Source organism: Brevundimonas bacteroides DSM 4726, assembly GCF_000701445.1.
Classification (GTDB): domain Bacteria; phylum Pseudomonadota; class Alphaproteobacteria; order Caulobacterales; family Caulobacteraceae; genus Brevundimonas; species Brevundimonas bacteroides.
The window spans coordinates 41,396-62,957 of the sequence record NZ_JNIX01000007.1 but is presented as its reverse complement, the minus strand read 5'-3'; the positions used below and the strand labels follow the sequence as shown (position 1 = coordinate 62,957).

Here is a 21,562-nt window from a genome sequence, read left to right as displayed (position 1 = left end):
GGAAGGTCGGCGTGCTTGCGAAAGCCGATCCCCTGAACGACGCCGGTCTTCTGCCGACGCCCTTATCGCCGCGAGCCCCGAAGGACCCGTGAACCACCCCCTTGATCCGGACGCCGGACGACCGCTCTTCACGGCCTCCGGTCGTTGGACCTCGGGAGCCCCCGCTCCAACCGCTTCCGCCGCGACAAGCTCGCAAGGCCTTGCGCCCTTCCCAGGCGACGGAACCGGGGGTGATTGTAAGGCAGGTTTCAATGAGGGCGCGTTCAGAGCGTCTCAAACGGAGCGGGCGTTGATTTTACTCGCTGATTCCGGGCGTCGTTGGATGATTGAGAAAAACAGCTCGCGATCCTTCGTCGACCCGCAAGGGGCGAAGGGACGTGGGGCGCGATCCCGGCAACCGCCAGGCTTCCGGGACGGCGCCTCAGGCCGCATCGGGCGTGGCGGCGATCTCTTCCGTCGCGCGGATCGGGTTGACGCGGATGCGGCCGCCGCACTGGCTCCACGCCCCACCTTCACGCCACACGCGCGAAGTTTAACCACGTCTGGAACGGCGCTCTCGCGCCCAGGGAGCATCCGGAACCCAAACGCACCACGACACTCTAGGACGGCATGATCCGCCTGGAGAGTCTGCCGTGTCCCGACTTTTTTCGACCCTCATCGCCTCGCTTCTCGGCCTGCTGATCATGGCCGCCACCCCCGCGCTCGCTGGAGACCGACCTGGGGGTGGCGGGCATCATGGCGGGGGTCACGGAGGCGGCGGGCATCCGGGCGGCGGCTGCCGGGGCGGCTGTGGCGGAGGCGGCCACTACGGCGGCAACATCAACGTCAATGTGAACGCCAATGCGAACGCCAGCGCCTATGCCTCGGCGGGGGCCGGAGCCTCGATCAACGCACGCGCCTATGATCTGGGACAGGTGCGCGGCGGATACGGCGGGCACGGCGGCATGATCGCCGTAGGTTCGGGCGGGATCGACCTGGGCGGATACGGCTATGGCAGCGGCTATGGATACGTTTACGTCAGCGGGCCGGGTTACGGGCCGAGCCGGCCGTTCGGCTACACCGTCCACGGCTTCGGTCGGCGATATGTGACCACGGACCGCTGCGGCGGCTGCCGCCCGCCGCGCCCGCGCCCCTGCGACGGCGTCTGCGGCGGCTACGGCCATGGCGGCGGACATGGCTACGGAAGCGGCTACGGTTACGCCCAGCCGTCGGTCGTCCAAGCCCCGCCCCAGGTGTATTTCGAGCAGGATCACCAGAGCGCCTACGGCTCCAGCACCGCCACCTACGAGAGCTACAGCGAGAGCCAGGCCTACGGCGGCGGCTATGCCTATCAGGGCGGCGGCGCGGTGACGGGCGGGCATCAGTACGCCCCGGCCCCGCCCGTCCATCAGCAGCCGATCATCGTCCAGGCCCCGCCGGTCGACTATCAGCCCGCGCCGATCTATGTGACCCCGCCCGCGGGCTACTATGGCGACCTGCCGCCGGGCGACACGGGCGAGGGCCGACCCTACCGGCAGGAGATGCCCTATCGCCAGGAGCCGGGCGAGCGCGGCTGAACCGCCTCCGCCGTCTTCCGTCTGGAGCCTTGAGCGGCTAGAGCCTGCCGCCATGATCGACTTGGCAACCCTCGAACTGGATCTGATCAACGCCATCGGCGGGGCGGCGACCGTCGCCGAGGTGGAGGCCGTGCGCGTCGCGGCGCTGGGGAAGACCGGCACGATCTCTGGTCTGCTGAAGGGCATGGGGGCGATGAGCCCCGAGGAGCGTCGCGAGCAGGGGCCGGTCATCAACGGCCTGCGGGACCGGGTCGCTTCGGCCCTCGCGGCGAAGAAGGCCGAGCTGGAAGCCGCCGAGCTGGACGCGCGTCTGGCGGCGGAGCACGTCGATCTGACCCTGCCGGCGCGGTCGCGTCGCAAGGGCGGGGTTCACCCGACCATGCAGGTGATGGACGAGATGATCGCCGTCTTTGCGGAAATGGGCTTCTCGGTCGCCGAGGGCCCGGACATCGAGGACGACTTCCACAATTTCACGGCCCTGAACTTCCCGCCCAAGCATCCGGCGCGGGAGATGCACGACACCTTCTTCCTGCGGCCCGACCCGGAGACGGGGGAGCGCAAGGTGCTGCGGACCCACACCAGCCCGGTGCAGGTGCGCACCATGATGAGCCAGGAGCCGCCGATCCGCATCGTCGCGCCCGGCCGCACCTTCAGGAAGGATTCCGACGCGACCCACACCCCGATGTTTCATCAGATCGAGGGTCTGGTGATCGGACGGGACATCCACATGGGGCATCTGAAGACGACGCTGAAGGACTTCGTGGCGCGCTTCTTCGAGCTGGACGACGTGGACGCCCGGTTCCGGCCGCACCACTTCCCCTTCACCGAGCCCTCGGCCGAGATGGACATCCGCTGCGACCGGTCGGGCGGCAAGCTGGTGCTCAACGAGGGCGACGACTGGCTGGAGATTCTGGGCTGCGGGATGGTGCATCCCAATGTGCTGCGGAACTGCGGCATCGACCCGGACCAGTGGCAGGGCTTCGCCTTCGGCATGGGCGTCGATCGCCTGGCCATGCTGAAATACGGCGTGCCGGACCTGCGTCCCATGTTCGAGGCCGATGTGCGCTGGCTGGCCCACTATGGCTTTTCGGCGTTCGCTGCGCCCAACCTGGCCTCCGGCCTGAGCTGAACCCCGGACCTGACCCATGACATTTGTCGATCCGTCGCAACTGCCGATGACCGGGCTGGGCCGCCGCTTCAATCCGGCCTCGGACCTGACCAAGCGCGTCTTCGAGAACGAAGACATGCCGCTTTATGAGCTGTTCATGGCGACGCTGCGCCAGGGCCGGTCGGTGATCGAGGGCGTGACCTTCAGGGGCTGCCGCATCGAAGGGCCGGCGGTGATGCTGGTGCTGGACGGGACGAACTTCGAAGCCACCAACTTTGGCAACTCCAAGGGCGACATCGCCAATATGGTGCTGCGGCCTGTGGCCAATATGGCGATCGGCGCCATCCCGGTCCGCAACTGCACCTTCGACGGCTGCGAGTTCCACGGGCTCGGCTTCACCGGCAATGCGGCGATCCTGGAGCAGATCCTGTCCATCCGGAGCGTGGCTTGAGCTCCACACCGCTCCTGACGGCGATGCTGGGCGTGCCGGTGCGCGCGTCCGACCGGCTGGCCTATCGCCAGGCGCTGATGGCCTATCTGGATGGACCCAAGGCGGCCTCGAGCTATTGCGTGACGGCGCTGGACCGCATCATGGGCAAGGCGGGCGGGCTGATGTCGGCGGACGGAATCTTCGCGGCGCTCGCGCTGTATCTGTCCGAGCGGGCGGACGGGGGCTGGGCGACCGCTGCGCTGATCCTGCTGCTGCTCGCGGTCGGCCTGTGCTGCACGACGCTGTGGGCCACATCGTCGGGCATCGCTGCTGAGCGGGTGACCGAAGAGGCCATCCTGGAGCATGGGCTGAAGCTGGTCATGGGTCGGACCATGCGGTTCACGATCGCGCTCTGGCTATCGGGTTTCGCCTATCTGTTCATCCTCATCCAGGTAATCCTGGGACTGGTCTCGCCGTCATGAAGTTCTCCCTGTCCTGGCTGAAGGATCACCTCGACACGACAGCCACCGCGGCCGAGGTCGCCGACGCCATGACCATGGCCGGACTGGAGGTCGAGGAGGTCCACGATCCAGCCGCCGCCCTGGCGCCCTTCACCGTGGCGAAGATCGTGGAAGCGGTTCAACACCCCGACGCCGACCGGCTGCGGGTCTGCCAGGTCGAGACCGTCGACGGCCTGAAGGAGATCGTCTGCGGAGCGCCGAACGCCCGGGCAGGCCTGACGACCATCTATGCGCCGATCGGGGCCTATGTGCCGGGTCTGGGCGTGACGCTGGTCGAGAAGCCCGTGCGCGGTGTGGTGTCGAACGGCATGCTGTGCTCGGCTTCGGAGCTGCAGCTGGCCGACGAGAGTGACGGTATCCAGGAACTCCCTCCGGAGGTTCCAGTGGGCACGCCGGTGGCCAAGCTGTTCGGCGCGGAACCGGTGATCGATTTCGAGGTGACGCCCAACCGGCCGGACTGGCTGGGGGTGACGGGCATCGTGCGCGATCTGGCCGCCGCGGGCGTGGGCACGCTCAAGCATTTCGACATCGCGGTCGTCCGGGGCGGCTTCCCTTGTCCCGTCTCGGTGCGGATCGAGGCGCCGGAGCTGTGCCCGGTGTTCGCCGGTCGGTTGATCCGGGGGGTGAAGAACGGGCCGTCGCCGGAGTGGCTGCAAAGACGACTGACGTCGATCGGGCTGCGGTCGATCAACCGGCTGGTCGATGTGACCAATCTGATTGCGTATGACCGGGCTCGGCCGCTGCACGTCTATGACGCGAACAAGCTGGTCGGGTCCGAGATTGTGGTGCGCGGTGGACAGGCGGCGTGCGAGACTGGCGAACCCGAGCACCTGATCGCGCTCGACGGCAAGACCTATGCGGCGTCCCCGGCGGATTGCGTCATCGCTGACGCCGGCGGCGAACGACCCATCGGCCTGGGGGGCGTCATGGGCGGCGAGAGCACTGGCTGCGACGATGCGACGGTCGATGTGTTCGTCGAGAGCGCCTGGTTCGACCCCATCGCGACGGCCCAGACGGGGCGGTCGCTGGGGATCACCTCGGACGCCCAGTACCGGTTCGCGCGCGGGGTCGATCCCGCCTCGGTCGTGCCGGGGCTGGAGCTGGCGACGCGGCTGATCCTGGACCTGTGCGGCGGGGAGCCCTCGGAGATCGTGCTGGCGGGCGAGGCCCCGGCGAACCCGGCCCCGTTCCCCTTCGATCCCGCCTATGTGAAGCGGCTGTCGGGGCTGGACCTGGACGATGACCGGATCGGCACGATCCTGGGTCAGCTCGGCTTCCTGGTGACCGCGGGCGGCGCGGGTCAGGTCGAGCGCTGGACCGTCACCCCCCCTTCGTGGCGCCGCGACGTGGAAGGCCCCGCCGATCTGGTGGAAGAGGTCGCGCGCATCCACGGCTACGATCACCTGCCCGACACCCCCCTGCCCGATCAGGGCGCGCCCAGCCGGGGCGTGCTGAATGCCCGTCAGGCTCGCGTGCGGATCGCGCGCCGGGCGCTCGCGGCCATGGGCTATTCGGAAGCTGTGACGTGGTCGTTCACGCGGCGGGATATCGCGCAGCTGTTCGGCGGAGGGGATGAGCGTCTGGTGGTGGACAACCCCATCGCGTCCGACCTGGACTGCATGCGGCCGTCGGTCCTGCCCAACCTGATCCAGGCGGCGGCGAGGAACGCCGCCCGGGGTCACGGCGACGTGGCCCTGTTCGAGATCGGGCCGATCTATCTGGGCGATGGACCGGGCGAGCAGAGGACGGTGATCGCCGGCCTGATCAGCCCCCGCGCCGCCCGGCACTGGGGCGGGGCGGGAGAGGACGCCCTGTTCACGCTGAAGGGCGACCTGACGGCCCTGCTGGAGCAGATCGGCGCGCCGGTCGGGGCGATGCAGCTCGCGCAAGGGGCCAACCGCGACTGGTGGCACCCGGGGCGGTCGGCGCGGCTGCAACTGGGCCCCAAGACAGTCATCGCCGAGTTCGGCGCGGTGCATCCGCGGGTGCTCAAGGCGCTGGACGCCGATGGCCCCATGCTGGCGTTCGAGATCGTTCTGGACGCTGTGCCCGAGCCCAAGGCCAAGGCGACCAAGGCGCGCGGCAACGCCGACCTGCCCAATCTGATGCCGCTGACCCGCGACTTCGCCTTCGTGGTCGAGGACGGCCGGGCGGGGGGCGATCTCGTTCGTGCCGTAGCGGGAGCGGACAAGGCCCTGATCACAGACGTTCGGGTGTTCGACGTCTATCGCGGCGCCGGCGTGCCGGAGGGTTCGAAGTCCATCGCCATCGAGGTCGTGATCCAGCCGCGCGAGGCGACCTTGACCGACGCCGATATCGAGGGTCTGTCTGGGCGCATTGTCGCCGCCGCCGAAAAGCTGGGGGCGCGGCTCAGGAGCTAGCCCGGGGGGCTCAGGATGGGCGTCAAGCCGAGGATCGAGACGGCCTTTGAGCGGATGCTGTTCCGCTCACGATGGCTGATGGCGCCGTTCTACGTCGGTTTGGCGCTAGCCCTGGTCATGTTGCTGGCCGTCTTCCTGCGCGATCTGGCCTACTACCTGCCCCAAGCCTTTGCGCCGCGCGACGAGATGGACTCCAACGGGGCGATCCTGGCGGTCCTGACGCTGGTGGACCTGTCGCTCGCAGGCAATCTGCTGTTGATCGTGATCTTCTCGGGCTATGAGAACTTCGTGTCCAAGCTGGATCTGGACGGCGAGACCGACCGCCCGCCGTGGATGGGCACCGTCGACTTCTCGGGCCTGAAGATGAAGCTGATCGCCTCCATCGTGGCGATCTCGGGCATCCAACTGCTGAAGTCCTTCATGAACATCGGCAAGCCCGGCTATCCGCTGGACGAGGCGGCGATGCTGTGGGGCGTCATCATCCACCTGACCTTTGTGGTCTCCGGCGTGCTGCTGGCCCTGATGGACTGGCTGACGGCCAAGACGGACAAGCACTGAGCGGGCTCGGAAAGTTTCCGTTAACCTTGCCGCCCCAAGGCTGACTCAAACCTCGCCGACCCTGACCGAACGCCAAGGGGGCGAACCAGTCCGGGGACCATTCATGCACCGCCGCCAGCTGATCCAGACCGGCTTCGCCGCCGTGACCGCCACTTCCCTGGGGGCCTGCGCGACCCAGCCGCGCCAGCCGGTCGAACCGGCCTATCCGATCGCATCCGACACCAATGCCCCGGCCTACACCGCCGACGAGCTGGTGGCGGCGGGCTCGCGCGAACTCGGCATCGCCGCCGAAGCCATGGGCGCCGCCATCGAACGCATCTTCGCCGACCAGGGCGACGCCCCCACCGCCTATATCGCGGGCGAGGAGGGGGCAGGGGCCGCCGTCGTGGGTCTGCGCTATGGCCGCGGCGCCCTGCACATGAAGGACATGAGCGCCTCGATCGAGGTGTTCTGGCAGGGCATCTCGGTGGGCTGGGACGTCGGCGGCAACGCCAGCCGCGTCTTCACGCTTGTCTATGGCCTCTACAATCCCGATGCGATCTACCGCCGCTATCCGGGCGTGGAGGGCTCGGCCTATCTGGTCGGCGGCGTGGGCGTGAACTACCAGCGCGCCGACGGCATTGTGCTGGCCCCCGTGCGGACCGGCGTTGGCCTGCGCCTCGGCGCCAACGTCGGTACCATGGCCTACAGCCGTCAGCGGAACCTGCTGCCGTTCTGAAGCCACTCTGCGCAGGGCCGTTGACACCGGCCGCTTGGCCCCTCTATGTCGCCCGCTCCTGCTGCCAATGGCGCGGGGCCGTAGCTCAGTTGGTAGAGCGCGTCGTTCGCAATGACGAGGTCAGGGGTTCGACTCCCCTCGGCTCCACCAGGCTTTTGCCTGCGATGACTTGGATCTTCCAGTGAAGCCCTGCGACGCGCGCGTTCCAGGTTTCACCTGATGTCGATGTCGGTCAACGACGAGAATGCTCAACGTCACATCAGTGCCGACCGCACCGCGCGTCTAGGAGGCAGATACACGCGGATCAGCAGAGTTCACGCGGCTTCCAGGCTTTCGACGGTTACGGCCTCCGCAGCGCTCTTGTGAGGTCACATCACTGGTGCCTTGGAGGTCGTCATCGGCCTTGAACCGGACTTCCAGTGTCATGAGACCAGGCTTGGTGAGTGAGCCGGGTGCCTCCGGGCTAGGCTCGCTTCGTGGCGATCAAGGTGGTCCCCGCAGCGATGATTTCCTGGCGTGCCGCACCAAGCTCTTGGCAGAACGGGTGGCGAAGCAACACCTCCGGATTCGCATCCAGAATGTTCTGAACTGTCAGTGACTTCAGGCTTTCCAGCGCGGCGCCTTGCAGGCCTGTCGCCCACTCGTTCAGGAACCAAGACAAGGTGAAGATCGGGTGCTGCCAGGGACGAACTCGGGCCGACTGCACATCCATATCCTCGAACATGGACATGAGGCCCATGGGGGTCGCGTTATAATAATGATGCGGGTAGCCGTGAATTGGCTGGAGAAATGGCCAGTCAATGCGGATGGTGCCGCCAGGCTTTAGAACACGCATGATCTCTTGGGCCGCGATCCAGGGTCTTTTGGTGTGTTCCAGTACGGCCAGGCAGAATACGTGGTCGAACTGCCCATCTTCAAACGGCAGATCCTCACCGAGACACACCACATCTGTCGAAGGTGCAGCCCAGATTTCTGCGTTCACGACGTTAGAATAGTAAACGTGTCTGAACCCAGCACCAACGTCCAGAAAAAGACTGTCCGGATTGCCACGGATCATGTCCACCAGTTCGGGCGCATAGTCGTTCTCTGCCACCGGCGGATATTCTGGAAGCTTGAAGCTTGCGCGCGCTCCGGCCGACAAGACGTCAAAGGCCCCCGTCGCAGCTCTCGCACAGGACCGGTTGAACCGCACGCGCGAGAGCTTCTCCTCCCGCAAGGCCATGACGCGCGCGGGATCGACAACTTGGCGTCGGCCCTCGCTGTGCCCGTGCAACTCATAATGCACAGCCGGGTCCAATCCTGCCAATCGGACATCGGGGTTCGCAGCCAGGTAACGCTCGTGATCCAGCGCACCGATAGGCTCCAGCATTGCGATTTCTTGGTAAGCCACGTCTACTTCCACTTGCCCATGAGCGACCGGTCCATTCGGCCCACGACAAGCCAGAGCCACTCTATCGGGTCGCGGTGAGAGGCGAGATGTCGCGCCTCGATCCGTTCCCGATGGACGACGCCGTCACGCCGTAAACAGACGACCCGTTCGCCGCTCGAAGGCTCCAGTTCGACCCACCACTGATCCATAAGCCGGGCTAACGTGCGAGCCCCAGCAATACAACCTGAGCCATATGGAGCTCGGCTGTTTCATGCGTTCAGGTTGAGCCCCCGCAGAATGGACGCCAGACCCCACCGAGCAGGGACGATCGCGGGGCATGCCCTTGTCTGGTCGCCCTAGACCGGATGTGTCGGCCCAGGGGAAACCGGGTCGGAACGGGTGGTCACCGCAGCGTCGTCCGGAAGAGGAATGAACTCGTGGTCGTCCTCGGTCGGCAGGGTCATGCGGCCGGCCTTCCAGTCCTTCTTGGCCTGCTCGATGCGCTCCCTCGACGAGTGGACGAAGTTCCACCAGATGTGGCGCTCGCCGACCGGCTCTCCGCCCAGCACCATGACCGTCGACGGGCCGATGGATCGCACGGTCGGCTCCGCCGTCGGCTCCAGCACGACCAGCTGGCCCTCGTGGAAGGTGCGGTCGCCGATCTCGACCGAACCCTTGGCGACATAGAGCGCGCGCTCCGACATGCCGCCGGCGCCGCTGCCCGGCGGCGGGGCGGTCCGCACGCCGTCCTGCAGCTCCCAATGGACGTAGAAGAGCGGCGAGGACACCTGCACCCCCGCCTTGGCGCCATAAGCCTCCCCCGCCACCAGCCGCGCGAACAGGCCGCCGTTCTCATAGAGGGGCAGTCCCTCTTCACCGATGTGCTGAAAGCTGGGATTCGTTTCCTCGGCCTCGGTCGGCAGGGCGATCCACGCCTGCATGCCGTTCAGCGGGCCGCCCTGCGCCCTTTTGAGCGGATCGGTCCGTTCGGAATGGACGATGCCCTTGCCGGCGGTCATCCAGTTCACCTCGCCGGGACGAATGTGTTGGGTGTAGCCCAGGCTGTCGCGGTGCAGCATCTCGCCCTCGAACAGATAGGACAGCGTCGACAGTCCGATGTGCGGATGCGGTCGCACATTGATCGCCTCGGCCCCCGGCGCGAACTCGGCCGGGCCCATGTGATCCAGGAAGATGAAGGGCCCGATCATGCGGCGCGAATGGAACGGCAGGACGCGCCCGACCTCGAAGCCGCCGAGGTCCTTCCTGCGGGCGTCGATCACCATCTCGATCATGCTGTGCGGCCTCCTGAACTGTGCCCGAGACTATTGCACGTGGGGCGTGACGATGCCCAGCGGCAGGGTGGTCACGTTCTTCACCCCTCGGGTGACGATGTGGCTCTCGCAGTCCGAGACGATGCCGAGGCTGAGCAGCTTTTCCCGCAGGAACTGGTCGAAGGCATGCATGTCCGAGGTGATGATCCGCAGCACATAGTCCTCGCGACCCGTGATGGTGGCGCACTGGACGACCTCGGGCCAGTTGGCGACCGCGGCCTCGAAGGCATCCAGGTTGTCCTTGGACGGAAGGCTCAGCTTGACGATGGCGTAGACCTCGAAGTCCAGACCCAGGAGCCCGGCGTCCAGCAGCGTCACCCGCTTGCGGATGAAGCCGGTATCCTCCAGTCTCTTGATCCGTCTCCAGCACGGCGAGGCCGACAGGCCCACCCGCTCGGCGACCTCCGCGACCGACAGGCCGGCGTCCTGTTGCAGGATGTCCAGGATGCGGGCGTCGATCGGGTCCAGTTCGTCAGCCAAGGCATTTCTCCGATTATCGCTATCGCGCAATAAAATACCCTAAACTGGGCTTGCGCAAGGCGATAATAGGCGAGCGTTAACGCGGGGTGCGTGTTATGAGCGCCGGAAATCAGTGACGCGCTCGGATCAACCGGACGGCAGGATGGAATGACCAGGAACTCAAGGCCGCTCTCGCTGCGCGTGCCGGAGCCTTCGGGCCGCCCGGGAGACGCGCCGGACTTCAGCCACATCAAGATCGACGCCGCCGGCGCCGTGGATCGGCCGCCGGTCGATGCGCGCCCGGTCGCCATGCTGGATCTGGCCTTCCGCCTGGTGCGGGTGCTGGACGACGAGGGCCGGGCCGTCGGGCCGTGGGACCCGAAGCTGGATCCCGAGACGATGCGCCGGGGCCTGAAGGCCATGATCCTGACCCGAGCCTTCGACGACCGGATGCACCGCGCCCACCGCCAGGGCAAGACCAGCTTCTACATGAAGTGCACCGGCGAGGAGGCCATCGCCGTCGCCCAGGGCATGATCCTGTCCAGAGAGGACATGGGCTTTCCGACCTATCGCCAGCAGGGCCTGCTTATCGCGCGCGGCTATCCGCTCGCGGCGATGATGAACCAGATCTATTCCAACGCCGAAGATCCGATCAAAGGCCGCCAGCTGCCGATCATGTATTCGGCCAAGGACTACGGCTTCTTCACCATCAGCGGCAATCTGGGCACACAGGTGCCGCAGGCCGTCGGCTGGGCCATGGCCAGCGCCTACAAGGGCGACGACAAGATCGCCATCAGCTGGATCGGCGACGGCGCCACGGCGGAAGGCGACTTCCACAACGCGCTCACCTTCGCCGCCGTCTATCGCGCTCCGGTGATCCTGAACGTCGTCAACAACCAGTGGGCCATCAGCTCCTTCATGGGCATCGCGGGCGGGCTGGAGACGACCTTCGCCTCCAAGGCCATCGGCTATGGCCTGCCGGCGCTGCGGGTCGACGGCAACGACTTCCTGGCCGTCTGGGCGGCGACCCAGTGGGCCGAGGAGCGGGCGCGGACGAACCAGGGCGCGACGGTGATCGAGCTGTTCACCTATCGCGGCGCCCCGCACTCGACCTCGGACGATCCCAGCCGTTACCGCCCCGGCGACGAGCACGAGAAGTGGCCGCTGGGCGACCCGATCGTGCGGCTGAAGCAGCACCTGATCGCGCTCGGCGAATGGTCCGAGGAGCAGCAGGCCGAGGCCGAAAAGGACGCCGTCGAACAGGTCCGGGCCGCGGGCAAGGAGGCCGAGGCCATCGGCACGCTCGGCCAGTCCCGCCCCAGCGTGAAGACCATGTTCGAGGAGGTTTACGCCACCGAGGACTGGCGCCTGGTCGAACAGCGCCGCGAAGTGGGGGTCTGAGCCGATGACCGAGCAAGCCTTCACCGACGCCGACATCCAGGACGGCATCGAGCCCGACATGGCGGACCAGTCCGACGCCCCCGCCTCCGACGCGCCCGAGGCGTCGACGGTCGCGCCGATGAACATGATCCAGGCGCTGAACTCGGCGCTGGACGTCAAGATGGCCGAAGACCCCAACGTGCTGAGCTTCGGCGAGGACGCGGGCTATTTCGGTGGGGTCTTCCGGGTCACAGATCACCTTCAGAAGAAGCACGGCCTGACCCGCAGCTTCGATGCTCCGATCTCGGAGTGCGGCATCGTCGCGGCTTCCATCGGCATGGGGTCCTACGGTCTGCGTCCGGTCGTGGAGATCCAGTTCGCCGACTACATCTATCCGGCCTACGACCAGATCGTGTCCGAGGCCGCCAAGCTGCGTTACCGCTCGGCCGGGCAGTTCACCGCCCCCATCGTGGTGCGCAGCCCCTATGGCGGCGGCATCTTCGGCGGCCAGACCCACAGCCAGAGCCCGGAGAGCCTGTTCACACACATCGCCGGCCTGAAGGTGGTGATCCCGTCCAACCCCTATGACGCCAAGGGTCTGCTGACCGCGGCGATCGAGGACGACGATCCGGTCATCTTCTTCGAGCCCAAGCGGCTCTACAACGGCCCCTTCGACGGCTGGCACCAGAACCCGGTCTCGCCGTGGAAGGCGCAGGCTCTGGCCCAGGTGCCGACGGGCAAGTACATCGAGCCGATCGGCAAGGCGCGCATCATGCGCGAGGGCAATGACGTCACCATCCTGGCCTATGGATCGATGGTGTGGGTGTCGCTGGCGGGCGCCGAGCACGCCGGCGTCGACGCCGAAGTCATCGACCTGCGCAGCCTGGTGCCGCTCGACATCGAGACCATCGAGGCCAGCGTGAAGAAGACCGGCCGCTGCGTCATCGTGCACGAGGCGCCGAAAACCTCCGGGTACGGAGCGGAACTGTCGGCCCTGGTTCAGGAACGCTGCTTCTACGAGCTGGAGGCGCCGATCACCCGCGTCTGTGGCTGGGACACGCCCTATCCGCATGCGTTCGAGTGGGAATACTTCCCGGGCCCGCAGAGGGTTGCGGACGCCCTGAAATCCGTCATGAGCGGAGGACGCTGATGGGTCGCTACGTCTTCAAGCTGCCCGACGTGGGCGAAGGGACCGCCGAGGCCGAGCTCGTCGCCTGGCACGTCGCCGTGGGCGACACCGTGGCCGAGGATCAGATCCTGGCCGACGTCATGACCGACAAGGCGACAGTGGAGCTGACCTCGCCTGTCGCGGGCACGGTCACGGCGCTGCATGGCGAGCCGGGCGTGATGTCGCCGGTCGGCGGGCCGCTGGTCGAGTTCGAGGTCGAGGGGGCGGGGAACGCCGCCGAGTCCTCTGAGCCCCCCTCGAACCCTGCTCCGCAGGCTTCGGTCCCCCCAGAGGGGGGACAGACGACCGATCCCGTCTCTCCCCCCTCTGGGGGGAGTACCGGCGAAGCCGGGGAGGGGGGCAAGTCCGACGCCCCCGGAAACTACGTCTTCAAGCTCCCCGACGTGGGCGAAGGCACGGCCGAAGCCGAGCTGGTCGCTTGGCACGTCGCGGTCGGCGACGCGGTCTCCGAAGACCAGCTTCTGGCCGAGGTCATGACCGACAAGGCCACGGTCGAACTGACCAGCCCCGTCGCGGGGGTGGTCACGGCGCTCCACGGCGAGGCGGGGATGCAGGTCCCCGTGGGCGGACCGCTGGTGCGTTTCGACGTGGAGGGCGCGGGCAATGTCGCCGCCGCCCCGAAAGCAGCAACGCCCGCCCCGGCTCCGACGGCCAAGGCAGCGCCCCAGCCGAAGTCCGAGACCTCGAAGTCGATACCGGTGCCGGCGGCGTCCACAGCCCCGGTCGCGCGTCAGGCCCAGACCCCCGGCGTCCGCCCGCTCGCCTCGCCCGCCGTGCGCAAGCGCGCACGCGAACTGGGCATCGAGCTCCAGTTCGTCCCCGGCTCCGGTCCCGCCGGCCGCATCGAGCACGGCGATCTGGACGCCTTCCTGTCTGGCGGTTCGCGCCCGGCGGCGGCCTCCGCCACCAGCTCCACCTACGCCCGCGCCGAAGGCTCCTCCGAGGTCCGCATCATCGGCCTGCGCCGCAAGATCGCGGAGAAGATGGCCGAGAGCGTCCGGCGCATCCCCCACATCACCTATGTCGAGGAGATCGACGTCACGGCGCTGGAGGAGTTGCGCGCCCATCTGAACGCCCAGAACAAGGGGACGGACCGGCCCAAGCTGAACGTCCTGCCCTTCATCGCCCGCGCCATCGTCGTGGCGCTGCGCGACCAGCCCCAGATCAACGCCCACTACGACGACGAGGCCGGGGTCCTGACCCAGCACGCGGCCGTGCATCTGGGCATCGCCGCCCAGACGCCGAACGGCCTCATGGTGCCGGTGGTCCGCCACGCCGAGGCGCGCGACCCCTACGATACCGCGCTGGAAATCGGCCGCGTCTCGGGCGCGGCCAAGGACGGCTCGGCCAAGCGCGAGGAGCTGACCGGCTCGACCATCACCATCACCTCGCTGGGCACGCTGGGCGGCGTGGTCCACACCCCCATCATCAACCACCCCGAGGTCGCCATCGTCGGCCCGAACAAGATCCAGGAGCGGGTGGTGGTGAAGGACGGCCAGATGGTCGTGCGCAAGATGATGAACCTGTCGTCCAGCTTCGATCACCGCATCGTCGACGGCCACGACGCCGCGGTCTTCGTGCAGCGCATCAAGGGCCTGCTGGAACAGCCCGCGACGCTGTGGATGTGACCATGCGCTGGCGGTCGTTCGGGATAGCCGTTGTTGCGTTCGCAGCGCTGGCTCCAAAGGCGTCGCAAGCCTGCTCGATTGTCTATGCGCACCGCCCTGACCGGTCGCTGATCGAAGATAGCTCATCTGTGGTGATCGGCCGTGTGACTGCCGCCCGAGAGCTGCCACCCGAAGCCGGGGTGCCGGTTATAGAGGCGACGGTCGAAACCATCGTCGCTCTGAAAGGGCGGCCGCCGGCGACGTTCGTGATGCACCGACCGACGGGCGAGGACCAAGTCAGTTGCCCAAGACACTATCCCTACCTCCGGGAAGGTGCCGCACTCCTCTTCTTCTTGGATGAGGTCGAGTCCGCCGAACCCGGCGTGGGATCGAGCACGATTGTGCTGAACCACTATCCACCAGACACCCTGCTGATGCCCGATCGCCCACCGACGCATCTGCCCCGTTGATGATGAGCTCCATGCAAATACTGAAGACCAAAGTCCTCATCATCGGTGCCGGCACTGGCGGCTATGTCGCGGGCATTCGTTGCGGTCAGCTAGGGCTGGAGACCGTACTGGTGGACGGTGGGGACGGCCTCGGTGGCACCTGCCTGAACGTCGGCTGCATTCCGTCCAAGGCCATCATCCACGCGGCGGCCAAGTATGAGACCGTGACCAAGGCCGCCGGCGACGGGACGCTCGGCATCACCGCGTCCGCACCCGCCATCGACCTGTCCAAAACGGTCGAGTGGAAAGACGGGATCGTCCGCAAGCTGAACACCGGCGTCGCGGCCCTGCTGAAGAAGGCCAAGGTCAAGGTGATCAAGGGCTGGGCGACCTTCCAGGACGCCAAGACGTGCCGCGTCGAGACCGAGGACGGTCCGGTCACCATCACCGCCGAGCACGTCATCCTGGCGACGGGGTCCGAGCCCGTCGAACTGCCCTTCCTGCCCTTTGGCGGCGACGTGATCTCCTCGACCGAGGCCCTGTCGCTGGATGCCGTGCCGGGCAGGCTGGTCGTGGTCGGCGGCGGCTACATCGGGCTGGAGCTCGGCATCGCCTACCGCAAGCTGGGGGCCGAGGTCGCCATCGTCGAAATGGCCGACCGCATCCTGCCGCTCTACGACAAGGCCCTGACCGATCCGGTGCACAAGTGGCTGGAACGGCACGGGGTTCAGCTGTTCCTCGGTGCCCGCGCGGGCGGCTTCGGCGACGGCGCGCTGTCGATCACAACGAAGGACGGCGAGCCTCTGTCGATTCCAGCCGACAAGGTGCTGGTCACCGTGGGCCGCAAGCCCCGCACATCCGGCTGGGGTCTGGAGAACATGGGCGTGGCGATGGCCGGACCGTTCGTGAAGGTCGACGATCGCTGCGCGACCAGCATGCGCAACGTCTGGGCCGTCGGCGACCTGACCGGCGAACCCATGCTGGCCCACAAGGGCTCGGCCCAGGGCGAGATGGTCGCCGAGATCATCGCCGGGAAGGACCGGCGGTTTGACCCTGTGACGATCGCGGCCGTCTGCTTCACCGAGCCGGAGATCGTCTCCGCCGGTCTCGGCCCGCTCGACGTTGAGGGCCGCGACGACGTGATCCAGTCGGTCTTCCCGCTCGCCGCCATCGGCCGGGCGCTGGCCATCGAGGCGGGCGAGGACGGCGGCTTCGTCCGCGTGATCGCGTCGAAATCCGACCACCGCATCCTGGGCCTCCAGGCCGTCGGCCAGCACGTCGCGGAGCTGTCCAACAGCTTCGCCCAGATGCTGGAGATGGGGGCCGTGCTGGAGGACGTCGCGGGCGTCATCCACGTCCACCCGACCCTGGGTGAGGCCTTCCACGAGGCGTCCCTGCGGGCCCTGGGTCACGCCATCCACATCTGACGGCCCCGTTCGCAGATCGGCCCGGCGGGTCTATATCCCGACCATGCCTCTGCCCCGCCTCTTCATCGACGCCGACGCCTGTCCGGTGAAGGACGAGGTCTATCGCGTGGCGGCGCGCTATGGCCTGCATGTGTTCGTGGTGTCGAACGGCTGGATCAACACCCTGCGCCAGCCCTGGATCGAGCAGATCGTGGTCGATGCCGGGCCGGATGTCGCCGACGACTGGATCGCCGAACGGGCCGGGCCGGGCGACATCGTCATCACCGCGGACATTCCCCTGGCCGACCGCTGCCTGAAGGCCGGGGCGCAAGCGCTGAAATCCAATGGACAGAGCTTCACCCCCGACATGATCGGATCGGCGCTGGCCGGCCGGATGGTGGGTGAGCACCTGCGGTCGATGGGCGTCGCGACATCCGGGCCGCCGCCGTTCTCGGCCAAGGACCGGTCGGCCTTCCTGGAGGCGCTGGATACGGCGGTTGTCCGGGCGAAGCGGGTGCTGGCGTGACCGTCATCCCTGAAAGCGAATTGGATTTCCGATTCTTCCGCGCGGGCGGGCCGGGCGGGCAGAGCGTCAACAAGGTGGCGACGGCGGTCCAGATGCGGTTTGACGCGCGCCACTCGCCCAGCCTGACCGATGCGGTGCGCGAGCGGCTGATGAAGCTGGCGGGTCAGAGGCTGACGCAGGACGGGGTCATCGTCATCACGGCCGTGCGCTTCCGCACCCAGGAGCGCAACCGCGCGGATGCGGTGGACCGTCTGCAGACCCTGATCGACAAGGCCTCCATCGCGCCGGTGAAGCGCGTCGCCACACGCCCCACGCGAGCGTCGAAGGAGCGGCGGCTTCAGGCCAAGGCGGGCCGGTCCTCGATCAAGGCCGGGCGGGGAAGGCCGGACTTGGATTAGTCCGCGTCGCCCGTCTGCGGAGCGGGCGGGGTCGTGCCGGTCGTGGCCGGAGCGGGCTCCGAAGGCTCGGGCTCAGAGGACACCGCCGGGGCGGGGCGGAACAGGAGCGCGGACACTCGGCCCTCTTCGTTCAGGCCGACGATCCACTGGGTGGCGGCGTTTTCGAACGTGACCAGGAACTGGTTGGCGCCGTTGCTCAGGCCCTGCGGCTCGATCAGCTCCAAGGCTCCGAAGCCCTGAACGATCGGACGGAGCGTCGGCAGCTGAGGCCGCAGACGGTTGGCAAGATCGGTCGTGAACAGGGCGGCGTCCAGTTCCCCCTCGGCGAGGTCGGCGATGACGACGCGGAGCGCGCCCTCGGCCATGTCGGCCTGGGTGACCTCGTCCTGGGTCGGTCCAGCGGCGGCGGCCGGAGCCGAGGTCGGGGCCATGATTGGGCGCGCAGGCGCATCGAAGGTGTTGGGGATGGTCGCGGCCGCCGTCGGGCTGGTGGACGGAACCAGCGAGCGGGTCTCGCCCACCGGCACGGCCTGGCCCGCAGTCTGCGCCAGGACAGGCGCGGCGACGGCGGCGAAGAGGGCGGCGAACACGGCGGAACGGATCATCGGGCGTCCTTTGAGAGGGTCAGCCAAGAATCCGGGGCCAAAGCGACAGAAGCAAGGCGGCGGCCGACAGGATGACGGACACGCCGACCCCAACGCCCAGCCAGGGCGAGGGTTTCGTGCGCTCGACCACGACCGTCTGGGTCTGGGGCGGATCCTGAATGAGGCGGGACAATGCCCGGGCGGCGGCCAGGCCCTCCTTGAGCGCGTCGCGGACTTGGGCGCGCGGGCCGAGCTCGCGCATGATCCAGCGCTCCACCACCGGCTGGGCGGCGTTCCAGAGGTCGTGATCGGGGTTCAGGCGGCGGGCCACGCCCTCGACCGAGACCATGGTCTTCTGAAGCAGGATCAGCTCGGGCCGCAGATGCATGTCGAACAGGGCGGTGATCTCGAACAGCTGGCCCAGCAGGCGGCCCATCGAGACCTGGGAGGCGGCGCGGCCGATAACCGGTTCGCCGACGGCCCGCAGCGCCTGGGCGAAGGCCTCCACGGAATGGTGCGGCGGGACATAGCCGGCCTCGAAGTGGACGCGGGCGATGCGGCCATAGTCGCGGGTCAGGAAGCCCCACAGGATTTCCGCGAGGTAGCGCCGCTCGGCCGGGCCGATGCGGCCGACGATGCCGAAGTCGACGGCGGTCAGGTCGGCGGGCGCCTGGCAGAACAGGTTTCCCTCATGCAGGTCGGCGTGGAAGACGCCGTGATCCAGCGCCTGGATCAGGAAGGCGCGCACGACGTTGTCGGCCAGCTGGTCCTTGTCGAGCCCGGGCTGGAGCGCGGCGCCGGGGTCGGTCATGGGCAGGCCGGGTGCCCACTCCAGCGTCAGCACCCGCTTGCCGACGCCGTCCCACACCACCCTGGGCGAAGACATGTGCATCATGCCGTCGGCGCGGGCCTTTTCCATCACGTCGTGAAGCTCCGACGCCGCGGCGGCCTCCAGACGCATGTCGAGTTCCAGATACATGGAGCGGGCGACGGTCTCGACGAAGGCCTGGGGCTCCAGCCGGCGGGCGGGCACCACGAACCGATGCACCAGCCGCGCCGCCAGCCGCATGGCGTCCAGACCCTTGGCCACGCGGCGCTCGACGCCGGGGCGCAGCACCTTGACCGCGACCTTTCGGCCATCGGCGAGATAGGCCGGGTGGGCCTGGGCCAGGGAGGCCGCGCCGATGGGATCGCCGAAGTCGATGAACAGATCCTCGACCGTGCGGCCGATGGAGCGTTCGACCTCCAGCCGGGCCTGATCGGTCGGGAAAGGCGGCAGCTTGTCCTTCAGCCGGCCCAGGTCGCGGGCGAACTCGATGCCGAAGATGTCGGCGCGGGTGGCCATGACCTGGCCCAGCTTGATGGCGACGGGACCCAGGGTCTCGAAGGCACGGCCCAGGCGCTGGCCAGGGCGGCCCGTCCGCGCGTCCTTGCCGGCGAACAGGTGCACGAAGCCCGCGATGGGGCGGAACCAGCCGGGCAGGAGGTGGGTGATCTCGCGCGGGATAAGGGCGTCGTGGCGCGCCAGCGCTCCGCCCCAGCGGATCAGGCGAATGCTGGCGCCCAGCGGATCGCGCACCGGCTCGGCCGGCGGCGCGGCCGGGGCGACGCGGTAGGCGGGGTTGGGAGCCTGCGGTGTCAGATCGCCCACCCGAAATGGATGGCCGCGACCCCGCCCGACAGGTTGGTGACAGCGACGTTCCGGAACCCCGCGTCCTCGATCATGGCCTTGAAGGTCGGCTGGTCGGGGAAGCGGCGGATGCTCTCGACCAGGTACTGGTAGCTGTCGCGGTCCTTGGCGACCCATTGCCCGATGGCCGGAATGGCGTTGAACGACCAGGCGTCATAGGCCTTGCGGACGGCCTCCGCAGTCGGTCGCGAGAACTCCAGGCACAGGAACCGCCCGCCGGGCTTGAGCACGCGCCGGGCCTCTCGCAGCGCTACGGGGATGTCGGCGACGTTGCGGATGCCGAAGCTGATCGAATAGGCGTCGACCGAGGCGTCGGGGATGGGCAGCTTCATGGCGTCGCCGACGGTCCAGACCATCTCGGGCTCACCGCCCTTCTGCACCCCCGCCAGGATCATCTCGGCGTTGTAGTCCAGCACGATGACCGCAGCGTCGGCCCCGCCCCGGCGTTCCTGGGCGCGGCGGGCGAGCTTCGAATAGCGTCGCGCCATGTCGCCGGTGCCGCCCGCGACGTCGAGGATCACCTCGCCGGGCCGGGGGTTCAACTTCGCGGCTGCCGCGTCCTTCCACAGCCGGTGGACGCCGCCGCTCATCAAGTCGTTCATCAAGTCGTAGCTGGAGGCCACGCTGTCGAACACGCCGCGCACCAGACGCACCTTCTCGCGCGCGTCGACGTCGCGAAAGCCGAAGGAGGATGTGGCGGCGGTCTCGGTCATGCGGGCGGTCTAGCGGGTCGCAGGCCCGCCGTCATCCGCCCGCGTGGCCGCAGGCGGAAGCGCTCACGCCGCCTTGGGCCTCGGCACCCCGAGGTCCTTCATCACCCCGCGCATGGCCGAGTAGCAGCCGCAGGCGTGGGCCTCGAGCGCTGGGCGGTCCAGCACCTCGACCCAGCCCCGGCCGCGACGGATCAGGCCCTTCTCTTCCAACTCCGTGCCGACCTCCGACACCGTGGCGCGGCGCACGCCCAGCATGCCGGCGATGTCGGCCTGGGTCAGGTCGAAGCGGGGGCCCTCGGCGCGGTCGTGGAGCGTCAGGAGCCAGCGCGCCAAACGCTCGTCCAGCCGGTGCTGGGCGTTGCAGGCGGCGGTCTGCTGGACCTGGGCGAACAGGCTTTCGGTGAAGCGCGACAGGGCGTTCCTCAGGTCCGGGCTATCGCCCAGCGCATCGGAGAAGACGTCGGCAGGGCAGCAGGCGGCCGAGCCTTCGATCTGGGCGATGGCGCGGCTGGAAGCGCGGCCGTTCATGGGGCCGCAGGTGACGCCCACCAGACCTTCGCGGCCGATGGCGGCGGTCTCGATCAGCCGGTCCTCGGGCAGGACCGTCATGAGGGACACCACGCCGGTCAGGGGAAACCAGACCTCGTCGACCTCTTCGCCGGCGTCATAGAGCATCTGGCCCTGGGCGAAGGGCTTTTCGCTGAGATGCGGCTCAAGCCGCTGACGGTCGACGTCGGCGAGCGAGGCGATCCAGAGATTGTCCATGTCGAGCCTCCGAGAAATGGCGACGCTTCCCAACGCCCAACCTTGGCCGTGCGTTCCGAACGATGATCGGCGGCGGCATGGCGCTTGTCGCGGATCGGGCGGCAGTCTAGGCGAAAGGGCATGAGCCGCCCCGTCATCGACCCCGCCGCCGCCGTCGCCGATCTGACCGCCTGGTCCGTCGCGCCGGGCGAGCGCCCCGCCATCCGCCGCGAGATCACCTTCGCCGACTTCAACGCCGCCTTCGGTTTCATGAGCCGCGTGGCCCTGAAGGCCGAGACGATGGATCACCATCCGGAATGGTCCAATGTCTACAATCGGGTGGAGGTGTTGCTGACCACCCATGACGCGGGGGGCGTGACCGAGCTTGACACGACGCTGGGGCGCTTCATCGACGACGCGGCAGCCGCTCTGGGAGGACAGTGAG

General features: G+C 68.0%; 22 protein-coding genes and 1 tRNA gene. 16 read left to right on the top strand and 7 right to left on the bottom strand.

Annotated features, from left to right (window positions below; genetic code table 11):
• The first annotated feature begins 632 nt into the window (after window positions 1-632).
• From Q333_RS0102580 to Q333_RS0102545, 8 genes are all read left to right on the top strand, one after another.
• Window positions 633-1,556, top strand: coding sequence for a hypothetical protein (locus Q333_RS0102580; protein WP_029415190.1), 924 nt, complete (start codon window positions 633-635; stop codon window positions 1,554-1,556).
• Window positions 1,557-1,608: 52 nt separating this feature from the next.
• On the top strand, window positions 1,609-2,685 hold the full coding sequence (gene pheS, locus Q333_RS0102575; protein WP_029415189.1) for a phenylalanine--tRNA ligase subunit alpha: 1,077 nt from the start codon (window positions 1,609-1,611) through the stop codon (window positions 2,683-2,685).
• Window positions 2,686-2,701: 16 nt separating this feature from the next.
• Window positions 2,702-3,115: a hypothetical protein gene (locus Q333_RS0102570; RefSeq protein ID WP_051651075.1), complete on the top strand. Its 414-nt coding sequence runs from the start codon at window positions 2,702-2,704 to the stop codon at window positions 3,113-3,115.
• A complete protein-coding gene (locus tag Q333_RS0102565; RefSeq protein ID WP_157072343.1) occupies window positions 3,112-3,576 on the top strand; it encodes a hypothetical protein in 465 nt (154 codons plus the stop codon). The genes Q333_RS0102570 and Q333_RS0102565 overlap by 4 nt, the downstream gene beginning before the upstream one ends.
• Window positions 3,573-5,996: a phenylalanine--tRNA ligase subunit beta gene (gene pheT / locus Q333_RS0102560; protein ID WP_029415186.1), complete on the top strand. Its 2,424-nt coding sequence runs from the start codon at window positions 3,573-3,575 to the stop codon at window positions 5,994-5,996. Before Q333_RS0102565 ends, pheT begins: the two co-directional genes overlap by 4 nt.
• A gap of 15 nt (window positions 5,997-6,011) precedes the next feature.
• Entirely contained in the window at window positions 6,012-6,554 is a 543-nt protein-coding gene (locus Q333_RS0102555; protein WP_029415185.1) for a TIGR00645 family protein, read from the top strand.
• Window positions 6,555-6,657: 103 nt separating this feature from the next.
• Window positions 6,658-7,272, top strand: a complete 615-nt coding sequence (locus Q333_RS0102550) for a DUF1134 domain-containing protein (RefSeq protein ID WP_029415184.1) — start codon at window positions 6,658-6,660, stop codon at window positions 7,270-7,272.
• 74 nt (window positions 7,273-7,346) lie between these two features.
• A tRNA-Ala gene (locus Q333_RS0102545) sits at window positions 7,347-7,422 on the top strand.
• A gap of 313 nt (window positions 7,423-7,735) precedes the next feature.
• On the opposite strand, the gene Q333_RS0102540 is transcribed toward Q333_RS0102545, so the two are convergent.
• The 3 genes from Q333_RS0102540 to Q333_RS0102530 all read right to left on the bottom strand — a co-directional run bounded on the left by Q333_RS0102540 (window position 7,736) and on the right by Q333_RS0102530 (window position 10,452).
• Window positions 7,736-8,662, bottom strand: coding sequence for a methyltransferase domain-containing protein (locus tag Q333_RS0102540; RefSeq protein ID WP_162175570.1), 927 nt, complete (start codon window positions 8,660-8,662; stop codon window positions 7,736-7,738).
• 335 nt (window positions 8,663-8,997) lie between these two features.
• Window positions 8,998-9,933, bottom strand: a complete 936-nt coding sequence (locus tag Q333_RS0102535; protein WP_029415182.1) for a pirin family protein — start codon at window positions 9,931-9,933, stop codon at window positions 8,998-9,000.
• A gap of 30 nt (window positions 9,934-9,963) precedes the next feature.
• Window positions 9,964-10,452 carry an Lrp/AsnC family transcriptional regulator gene (locus tag Q333_RS0102530; protein ID WP_029415181.1) on the bottom strand — a complete coding sequence of 163 codons (489 nt, stop codon included), beginning with the start codon at window positions 10,450-10,452 and terminating at the stop codon, window positions 9,964-9,966.
• A 147-nt stretch (window positions 10,453-10,599) separates the two neighbouring features.
• Between Q333_RS0102530 and Q333_RS0102525 the strand changes: the two genes are divergently transcribed.
• Genes Q333_RS0102525 through arfB form a run of 7 tightly spaced genes read left to right on the top strand, consistent with a single transcriptional unit; the run spans window position 10,600 to window position 17,386 of the window.
• On the top strand, window positions 10,600-11,832 hold the full coding sequence (locus tag Q333_RS0102525) for a 3-methyl-2-oxobutanoate dehydrogenase (2-methylpropanoyl-transferring) subunit alpha (RefSeq protein ID WP_029415180.1): 1,233 nt from the start codon (window positions 10,600-10,602) through the stop codon (window positions 11,830-11,832).
• A gap of 4 nt (window positions 11,833-11,836) precedes the next feature.
• A complete protein-coding gene (locus Q333_RS0102520; protein WP_029415179.1) occupies window positions 11,837-12,961 on the top strand; it encodes an alpha-ketoacid dehydrogenase subunit beta in 1,125 nt (374 codons plus the stop codon).
• Window positions 12,961-14,628, top strand: coding sequence for a 2-oxo acid dehydrogenase subunit E2 (locus Q333_RS0102515; RefSeq protein WP_084175690.1), 1,668 nt, complete (start codon window positions 12,961-12,963; stop codon window positions 14,626-14,628). Before Q333_RS0102520 ends, Q333_RS0102515 begins: the two co-directional genes overlap by 1 nt.
• A gap of 2 nt (window positions 14,629-14,630) precedes the next feature.
• Window positions 14,631-15,077: a hypothetical protein gene (locus Q333_RS16285; protein WP_035293645.1), complete on the top strand. Its 447-nt coding sequence runs from the start codon at window positions 14,631-14,633 to the stop codon at window positions 15,075-15,077.
• Window positions 15,078-15,088: 11 nt separating this feature from the next.
• A complete protein-coding gene (lpdA, locus tag Q333_RS0102510) occupies window positions 15,089-16,483 on the top strand; it encodes a dihydrolipoyl dehydrogenase (protein WP_029415177.1) in 1,395 nt (464 codons plus the stop codon).
• A gap of 43 nt (window positions 16,484-16,526) precedes the next feature.
• Window positions 16,527-16,988 (top strand): YaiI/YqxD family protein, encoded by a 462-nt coding sequence (locus Q333_RS0102505; protein WP_029415176.1) that lies wholly within the window; start codon window positions 16,527-16,529, stop codon window positions 16,986-16,988.
• A complete protein-coding gene (gene arfB / locus Q333_RS0102500; protein WP_029415175.1) occupies window positions 16,985-17,386 on the top strand; it encodes an alternative ribosome rescue aminoacyl-tRNA hydrolase ArfB in 402 nt (133 codons plus the stop codon). Before Q333_RS0102505 ends, arfB begins: the two co-directional genes overlap by 4 nt.
• Here arfB and Q333_RS0102495 read toward each other — a convergent pair.
• The 4 genes from Q333_RS0102495 to Q333_RS0102480 form a co-directional block, all read right to left on the bottom strand.
• Complete coding sequence (locus Q333_RS0102495; protein WP_029415174.1) at window positions 17,383-17,991, bottom strand: hypothetical protein; 609 nt, start codon at window positions 17,989-17,991, stop codon at window positions 17,383-17,385. The genes arfB and Q333_RS0102495 overlap by 4 nt on opposite strands.
• Before the next feature lie 19 nt (window positions 17,992-18,010).
• Window positions 18,011-19,621, bottom strand: a complete 1,611-nt coding sequence (ubiB, locus tag Q333_RS0102490) for a 2-polyprenylphenol 6-hydroxylase (RefSeq protein ID WP_029415173.1) — start codon at window positions 19,619-19,621, stop codon at window positions 18,011-18,013.
• Entirely contained in the window at window positions 19,609-20,373 is a 765-nt protein-coding gene (locus Q333_RS0102485) for a class I SAM-dependent methyltransferase (protein ID WP_029415172.1), read from the bottom strand. The genes ubiB and Q333_RS0102485 overlap by 13 nt, the downstream gene beginning before the upstream one ends.
• 63 nt (window positions 20,374-20,436) lie before the next feature.
• Complete coding sequence (locus Q333_RS0102480) at window positions 20,437-21,138, bottom strand: Crp/Fnr family transcriptional regulator (protein ID WP_029415171.1); 702 nt, start codon at window positions 21,136-21,138, stop codon at window positions 20,437-20,439.
• Between the two features lie 120 nt (window positions 21,139-21,258).
• Here Q333_RS0102480 and Q333_RS0102475 point away from each other — a divergent pair, with 120 nt between their 5' ends.
• The gene (locus Q333_RS0102475; RefSeq protein WP_029415170.1) at window positions 21,259-21,561 is read left to right on the top strand and encodes a 4a-hydroxytetrahydrobiopterin dehydratase; all 303 of its coding nucleotides are present in this window, start codon (window positions 21,259-21,261) and stop codon (window positions 21,559-21,561) included.
• The last annotated feature ends 1 nt before the right edge of the window (window position 21,562 follow it).

Excerpts from the sequence above, each read along its gene's own strand:
- Q333_RS16285 (WP_035293645.1), top strand. The coding sequence starts at position 14,631 with ATGCGCTGGCGGTCGTTCGGGATAGCCGTTGTTGCGTTCGCAGCGCTG.
- lpdA (WP_029415177.1), top strand. The coding sequence starts at position 15,089 with ATGCAAATACTGAAGACCAAAGTCCTCATCATCGGTGCCGGCACTGGC.
- Q333_RS0102485 (WP_029415172.1), bottom strand. The coding sequence starts at position 20,373 with ATGACCGAGACCGCCGCCACATCCTCCTTCGGCTTTCGCGACGTCGAC.
- Q333_RS0102515 (WP_084175690.1), top strand. The coding sequence starts at position 12,961 with ATGGGTCGCTACGTCTTCAAGCTGCCCGACGTGGGCGAAGGGACCGCC.
- Q333_RS0102480 (WP_029415171.1), bottom strand. The coding sequence starts at position 21,138 with ATGGACAATCTCTGGATCGCCTCGCTCGCCGACGTCGACCGTCAGCGG.
- Q333_RS0102550 (WP_029415184.1), top strand. The coding sequence starts at position 6,658 with ATGCACCGCCGCCAGCTGATCCAGACCGGCTTCGCCGCCGTGACCGCC.
- Q333_RS0102495 (WP_029415174.1), bottom strand. The coding sequence starts at position 17,991 with ATGATCCGTTCCGCCGTGTTCGCCGCCCTCTTCGCCGCCGTCGCCGCG.
- Q333_RS0102570 (WP_051651075.1), top strand. The coding sequence starts at position 2,702 with ATGACATTTGTCGATCCGTCGCAACTGCCGATGACCGGGCTGGGCCGC.
- Q333_RS0102475 (WP_029415170.1), top strand. The coding sequence starts at position 21,259 with ATGAGCCGCCCCGTCATCGACCCCGCCGCCGCCGTCGCCGATCTGACC.
- Q333_RS0102505 (WP_029415176.1), top strand. The coding sequence starts at position 16,527 with ATGCCTCTGCCCCGCCTCTTCATCGACGCCGACGCCTGTCCGGTGAAG.
- Q333_RS0102535 (WP_029415182.1), bottom strand. The coding sequence starts at position 9,933 with ATGATCGAGATGGTGATCGACGCCCGCAGGAAGGACCTCGGCGGCTTC.
- Q333_RS0102525 (WP_029415180.1), top strand. The coding sequence starts at position 10,600 with ATGACCAGGAACTCAAGGCCGCTCTCGCTGCGCGTGCCGGAGCCTTCG.
- pheS (WP_029415189.1), top strand. The coding sequence starts at position 1,609 with ATGATCGACTTGGCAACCCTCGAACTGGATCTGATCAACGCCATCGGC.
- pheT (WP_029415186.1), top strand. The coding sequence starts at position 3,573 with ATGAAGTTCTCCCTGTCCTGGCTGAAGGATCACCTCGACACGACAGCC.
- Q333_RS0102520 (WP_029415179.1), top strand. The coding sequence starts at position 11,837 with ATGACCGAGCAAGCCTTCACCGACGCCGACATCCAGGACGGCATCGAG.
- Q333_RS0102555 (WP_029415185.1), top strand. The coding sequence starts at position 6,012 with ATGGGCGTCAAGCCGAGGATCGAGACGGCCTTTGAGCGGATGCTGTTC.